At 38.2% G+C, this 6,136-nt stretch carries 6 protein-coding genes; 3 read left to right on the plus strand and 3 right to left on the minus strand.

The window, feature by feature from the left end; translation table 11 throughout:
* The first annotated feature begins 43 nt into the window (after nucleotides 1-43).
* The 3 genes from M3175_RS11960 to M3175_RS11970 are packed head-to-tail and all read left to right on the plus strand — an operon-like array spanning nucleotide 44 to nucleotide 3,119.
* Nucleotides 44-2,371, plus strand: coding sequence for an AAA family ATPase (locus M3175_RS11960; protein WP_251519195.1), 2,328 nt, complete (start codon nucleotides 44-46; stop codon nucleotides 2,369-2,371).
* On the plus strand, nucleotides 2,371-2,805 hold the full coding sequence (locus M3175_RS11965) for a YbgC/FadM family acyl-CoA thioesterase (RefSeq protein WP_251519196.1): 435 nt from the start codon (nucleotides 2,371-2,373) through the stop codon (nucleotides 2,803-2,805). The genes M3175_RS11960 and M3175_RS11965 overlap by 1 nt, the downstream gene beginning before the upstream one ends.
* A gap of 14 nt (nucleotides 2,806-2,819) precedes the next feature.
* The gene (locus M3175_RS11970) at nucleotides 2,820-3,119 is read left to right on the plus strand and encodes a hypothetical protein (RefSeq protein WP_251519197.1); all 300 of its coding nucleotides are present in this window, start codon (nucleotides 2,820-2,822) and stop codon (nucleotides 3,117-3,119) included.
* A 26-nt stretch (nucleotides 3,120-3,145) separates the two neighbouring features.
* Here the strand turns inward: M3175_RS11970 and M3175_RS11975 are convergent, their stop codons facing one another.
* The 3 genes from M3175_RS11975 to M3175_RS11985 form a co-directional block, all read right to left on the minus strand.
* Nucleotides 3,146-3,433 (minus strand): HesB/YadR/YfhF family protein, encoded by a 288-nt coding sequence (locus M3175_RS11975; RefSeq protein WP_251519198.1) that lies wholly within the window; start codon nucleotides 3,431-3,433, stop codon nucleotides 3,146-3,148.
* Between the two features lie 76 nt (nucleotides 3,434-3,509).
* Nucleotides 3,510-4,061 (minus strand): hypothetical protein, encoded by a 552-nt coding sequence (locus M3175_RS11980; RefSeq protein ID WP_251519199.1) that lies wholly within the window; start codon nucleotides 4,059-4,061, stop codon nucleotides 3,510-3,512.
* 315 nt (nucleotides 4,062-4,376) lie between these two features.
* Nucleotides 4,377-5,549, minus strand: coding sequence for a CapA family protein (locus M3175_RS11985; protein ID WP_251519200.1), 1,173 nt, complete (start codon nucleotides 5,547-5,549; stop codon nucleotides 4,377-4,379).
* Nucleotides 5,550-6,136 lie beyond the last annotated feature (587 nt).

Raw genomic sequence — 6,136 nt, forward strand, 5'->3', positions numbered from 1 at the left:
TGGTAATATAGAAAAAAATAAAGATAAAAAAGAAGTGATATTTATGGAACAACAACTAGAACTACATACCCTGACACCTGAAGTGATTGACCAATGGGAAATTGAACTTCGAGAAACCGGATATATAGACGACGAAACAAAGATCATACAAGCCATTCATTCTTTACATGAACAGAATGATGCCCTTTTACTTTCTAATTTACTCTCTATCGCATCCCTTTCTAGAACAGCCAAACATGGGAAGGAAGATCATCTTAGCTTTCTATGGATGAGTAAAGCCCATGAGCTTAATCCAACTAACCAAAGAGCGAGCGAATTTCTGGCACAATTTGAGTGGAAAAAGAAAAAATCGATCCTTGATTCACTAAAGTTCCCAATCATGCGTGAGACAGATAATCGTGCAGCTAAAAAGAAGGTTGCTGAAGACTTTATCGCCATTTGCCAACGTTTCTTATCAACAAGTGATGAACATATTGACGAGTTAGAATCGGGGTATCAATTAGCTTATCGAAATCAAACGGGTGAACTAGTCAGTATTTATAGAAACCTGATTGATACGCTTGTCGAAGTACAAGAGGTCATTGGCTCGATGTTAAAAGCAGCGGAAGAATACGATGAATCCATATCTGGTGTATTTCATACAGCCGTTCATTTCCAAGACTTAAAGGGGTCGCTCGAGGAACTCGATCGCTTAAAGCAAACATGGGAACAATTATTTGGGGAAGAAGAGACGGAACAGCAATCTCCGCACTCCCTTGATACCCTTCATGAAATGATTGGAATGAATAAGGTTAAAGAACGCGTTACACAGTTATATGAATTTTTAAAATATCAAAAAGAAAGAAAAAGACAGGGATATCAGTCAAAGGATGAACAAAGTCTTCACATGGTTATCACTGGAAATCCAGGTACGGGTAAAACAACACTTGTTCGACTGCTAGCAAAAATATATCACGAGCTTGGGATTCTTCCTCGTGAAGAAGTCATTGAGACTGATCGAACAAGACTCGTTGGAGCGTTTGTTGGTCAAACAGAGGAGAATGTACGACAAGCCGTCGAGCAGGCTATTGGTGGTGTTCTTTTTATCGATGAGGCATATAGCTTGAAAAGGGAAGGCCAATCTGGAAATGATTATGGGCAAGTAGCTGTTGATACTTTGGTTTCCATGATGACTGGAAAAGAATACGGTGGGAAATTCGCGGTTGTGCTTGCTGGTTATCCAGAGGAAATGAGGCAATTCTTAGACTCCAACACTGGGTTAAAAAGTAGATTTCCTCGTTCCAACCATATACATCTTGATAACTACTCGACGGAAGAACTTTTAATGATTGCAGAAAAGTTTGCACAAGATAACGATTATTTGCTCACACCTGATGCGAGGAAAGAGTTAGAACACCGCATCGACATGGAAAGGGTCGACGACACGTTTGGAAATGCGAGAACCGTTCAAACACTCGTGCTTGATGCGATTTTTAGAAAAGGATCGAAAAAACAGTCCGAACGATCTGTTTTGGATTTCACCGTACTTGATAGAGACGATTTTGCGACCAATACAGAACAGGAAGAAAAGAAAGCAGAGGAGCTTTTAGAGTCACTCGTTGGATTAGATCATGTGAAAGATGAAGTAGAGAAACTCGTCTCGTTTGTAAAAATTCAAAAACTGCGATTACAAAGCGGCTTACCCATATTGCCGATTCAATTGCACTCTGTATTTACAGGAAATCCTGGAACCGGAAAGACAACGGTAGCAAAGGTTTTTTCCAAAGCATTGAGGGAGATTGGGTATTTAAAGCGGGGCCACTTAATTGTCACAAGTAGAGCAGACTTTGTAGCGGGTTATGTTGGACAAACCGCCGCTAAAACAAAAAAGAAAATACGCGAGGCGCTCGGAGGGGTATTATTTATTGACGAAGCGTATTCCTTACTTAGCAAATCACCAGGAGATTTTGGGAAGGAAGCGATTGATACTCTCGTTGATGAGATGACCAAGCACAACGAAAACTTGGTTGTCATTTTAGCTGGTTATCCAAATGAAATGAAACAGCTTCTCGAAAGCAATCCAGGCTTGCAGTCTCGTTTTAAAAAATTTTTTCATTTCCATGATTATAAGGTAGAGGAGCTTATCGAAATCATGGTCTCATACGCAGCAAGCTATCAATATATCCTTGAAGATGAAGCCTTATCCTTCTTAAAAGTGGAGCTTGCTGGATTGCCTGTGAGCGGAAATGGGAGATTTGCAACCAATGTGATTGACGAAGCCATTCAAGTTCAAGCATTACGTATTTCAAAAGAGAAAGACTCCGATCTTTCACTTTTAAACAAAGACGATCTTAGAATTGCTTTGCACAAAGTAGGAAAAGGGGAATCATAATGCTAGTAGGAAAAAAAGAAATAGAGGTACGCTATGCAGAAACCGATCAAATGGGAGTTGTTTACCATGCAAATTACCTCGTTTGGATGGAGCTAGGACGAACAAGTATCATTGAGGATCTTGGTTTTAAATATGCTGATATGGAGAAAGAAGGCGTTATATCTCCTGTAATTGACATTCAAGCTTCGTATAAAAAACCAGTAAGATACGCGGAAAAGGCAATGGTCCATACTTGGATTGAAGAGTACGATGGGTTCCGTGTAACTTATGGCTATGAAATTTTCACAGAGAATGGAGATTTAGCTCTTAAAGGAATGTCCCAGCATGTTTGCGTGATGCAAGACACATTCCGTCCGATTTCCATTAGAAAGAAATTTCCCGTCTGGCACGAGGCATACGAAAAACACAAAAAGCAGCCGGTTGCAACCGAGTAAGAAGGAGAGAACCGATGGCTTTTGGCATTAAAAGAGAAGAATTGCGAACTTGGAAGAAGAAAATTGATCGTGGTGAAATTGCCTTTCTGACACATTATTGGTTGGACGATCGCTTTCCCGATTGCAATACGGTAACAAAGGTTGGTTGTCGTGATCTTGATCAGTTAGCCAAGTGGGGTGAAACCTACAATTTAAAACGAGAGTGGATACATCATAGAGAAAATGGGTATTCTCATTTTGATTTATTAGGAGAACATCAAAAAAGAGTGCTTCTACATGAGAAAGAAGCAGCAACGAAATTATTCAAAAAATAAAGCTGATCCGCTTTGGATCAGCTTTTTTACTCGTATCGAAAGACTGGCTCATTGACTTGTTCGTTAAAATCAACGAATAAATCCTTACCATCAAAATACCATAAATCTTTTTCTTCAATATAGTAATGAATATCATCCTTAACCACTTCAAAACCAATTTGATGAGGAGTTTCCGACGATACTCCTAATGAAAAGCCTTGCTGCACGGTACTACAGCCACCATAGCGAGCAAAAAATCGAACGAAATCTCCCTTATTTAAGAGCATCTCTTCTTTATACCAAGCCGCAGCACGATCATTTACAATTATATTCATAATGAAAAACTCCTTCCGTATATCGAGTATTATAATGCAAATTGGACGGAATTGCTAAAAACAAGCTCGGCAAAAGCTAATGAGAAAGTGCTGGAAATCCCCCTACTAATATAAAAAGAAAGACAATTACAGAGTGAACCGCATATACGGGTAACAATGTCTTACATGTTGATACTAACCATGCATATCCAATCCCCGTTAAACCGATGATTAACAACGAGATGAGAGAATAACCTAAAGAGGTAAAAGGTAGGGTAAAAATGATAGCTGCACCTAACATACTGACCCCTCTATTCGTCAATGTTTGTAACCTATTAAGAAATATACCGAATGAGAGGTATATTTTTAACTGTGAGGCAATCAAAGAATAGAAAAGTACCCTTAACCACTCATTCAACCCGTTTATTGTTCCAATTCCAAGAAGGAAAAATACCACCACTAAAAGAAAGACAATCTTCCAAGTGCTTATCTTTTCTAGATGTCTTTCCTTATCAAATGATGGAACTTTAAAAGAGGCCGTAATATACGTACCAAAAACAATTGGTATGATCCATAAAGATTCACTTAGTATAAATAGGAAGCCCTGATGAAAAGAAAGGTCTGAAATAAAGCGGTCAGTATATCTCATGATTAGGAGTCCTAAAAAGAGAGAGAGGATCATCCAAACCCATATTCTCTGATTTTCGGATAAAAAAAACACAAGTAACAAATGACTCAAAAGAAAAAACATAAAAATAGATGGAACGTGTACATGATACAAAGCAAAAGTAATTAACGTAATAAGAACAAGTATGGTATGGTTTACTTTCAAGTTTCTACTACCTTTCAATCGTACTTTTCTTTATATTAACAAATAATGTTGCTGTTAGGGTATGTTACATTGGAGTGTTGGAAAGGATGGATGGGGAAAGAAAAGCAGTGTCCTATAAAAGACACCGCTTACTTATTTCAGATTATTGGTCATATGTGTCAGTATTTCATTGTACTTAATTTCGGCGTTACTCATTCCATAATTCCCAGCATCTTGTAAGGGGACTACCCGATAATTTTGAAATTTTTGATTTGATACATAAGTTGGAAAGAAACCAGGCTCAGAAAGATGGATAGAAGTTCCATCTTTATTAATTTGCTTGGTTACAACTATAGAAGCCATACCACCAATATCTTTATAATCTCTTATTTGCCCAGAAAGAAAATTCCCTAAAGAGTAGACAACTAAAGCTTGTCTCCCGTCAGAAGTCTTCAGCCATTCCATCGGTTGGAGAACATGAGGATGATGACCAAAGATAATATCTACTCCTTCATCCACAAGAAATTGAGCAAGTTCTTCCTGTTCTTCGGTAGGGAAACGTTGATATTCGTTGCCCCAGTGAATACTCATGACAGTAAGATCAGCAGCTTCACGTGCGCGGTGGATTTCATTTTTCATTGCTTCTTTATTAATTAAGTTAACCAAATAGTCCTTGCCTTCAGGAATCGGCATCCCGTTCGTTCCATATGTGTATGAAAGATAGGCCACCTTAATTCCGTTCTTTTCCATTATGGTTAACGTTTGCTGATCCTCCGCACTGGAGTACGTTCCAACACTAGGAATCCCAAGTTGATCTAAATTGGTTAGGGAAGTAAGAAGTCCTTTTTCACGTTTGTCTAATGAGTGATTATTAGCAGTGGAGACGATGTCGACCCCTGCGTCTTTTATAGCGCTTCCAATTTCAATCGGACTATTAAACATCGGATAACTAGAAATACCCAACTCAACTCCACCAAGTATCGTTTCCTGATTCGCTAACAAAATATCAGGTTGAGATAATGTTGCTGAAATTTGTTCAAACATAGGGTGAAAATCGTATCCATTGCTAGTTTGAGCATCCTCATAGACCCAATCATGAATAAGAATATCCCCAATAGCACCAAGTGTGATCGTTTGTTCATAACTTTTTGCTTCGACCCCAAGCGCGCGAGGAGATACATTTTTTTCATTATGTACAACTGGACTTGCATTGGCTCTTTCATACATGTTCATAAATAAAATAAGAGAAGCGATGATTAAGGAACCTGAAAGTATGGCCCCAACCCACATATTGTTTTTCCGCTTTTTCTTTCTAACTCTCCTCATAACTAACACCTACTACATACAGATTATTGGCAATCCATGTACTTTTTCGCTAAGATGGGAATCATAAAGTTTGTCTTTTCTTCATTATGTCATAAATACGTTACAATATGCGACAATTTTCTTGTAAGAGAGGAGCAAAAAATGTTAAAACTTACCGAACCCGCTTATTATATTTTGCTATCTGCTGTAGAAAAAGAGAAGAAAACAGAAGAGGAAGTACTGTACGTTCGTTTAACCATGGGAATTGGCTGAGGGGGTCCACAGTTAAAGCTTTCTCTGGAAGAGAAGCCATTACAGGAAGATCAAGTACTATCCTTTCAGGACCTTAACATGGTTATTCATAATCGAGATAGGGTCTATTTTGAAAACACCAAACTTGACTACCAAACCGATGTCCTTGGCAAAGGACGTTTTCAAGTAATTAAGTTATAAAAAAAGAGGTGATCCATGGGTCACCTCTTAATATGGTACCTGTAGTAAGGACACTTGAAAAAGAGTGTTTTATCTACAGGTATTTTTTTATATACTAGAATTTCAACATATGGGGAATTAGGGGACGTCATGAGTAAAATAACATTTACAACTAG

The sequence above is a fragment of the Robertmurraya korlensis genome, from assembly GCF_023715225.1.
Lineage (GTDB): Bacteria > Bacillota > Bacilli > Bacillales > Cytobacillaceae > Robertmurraya_A.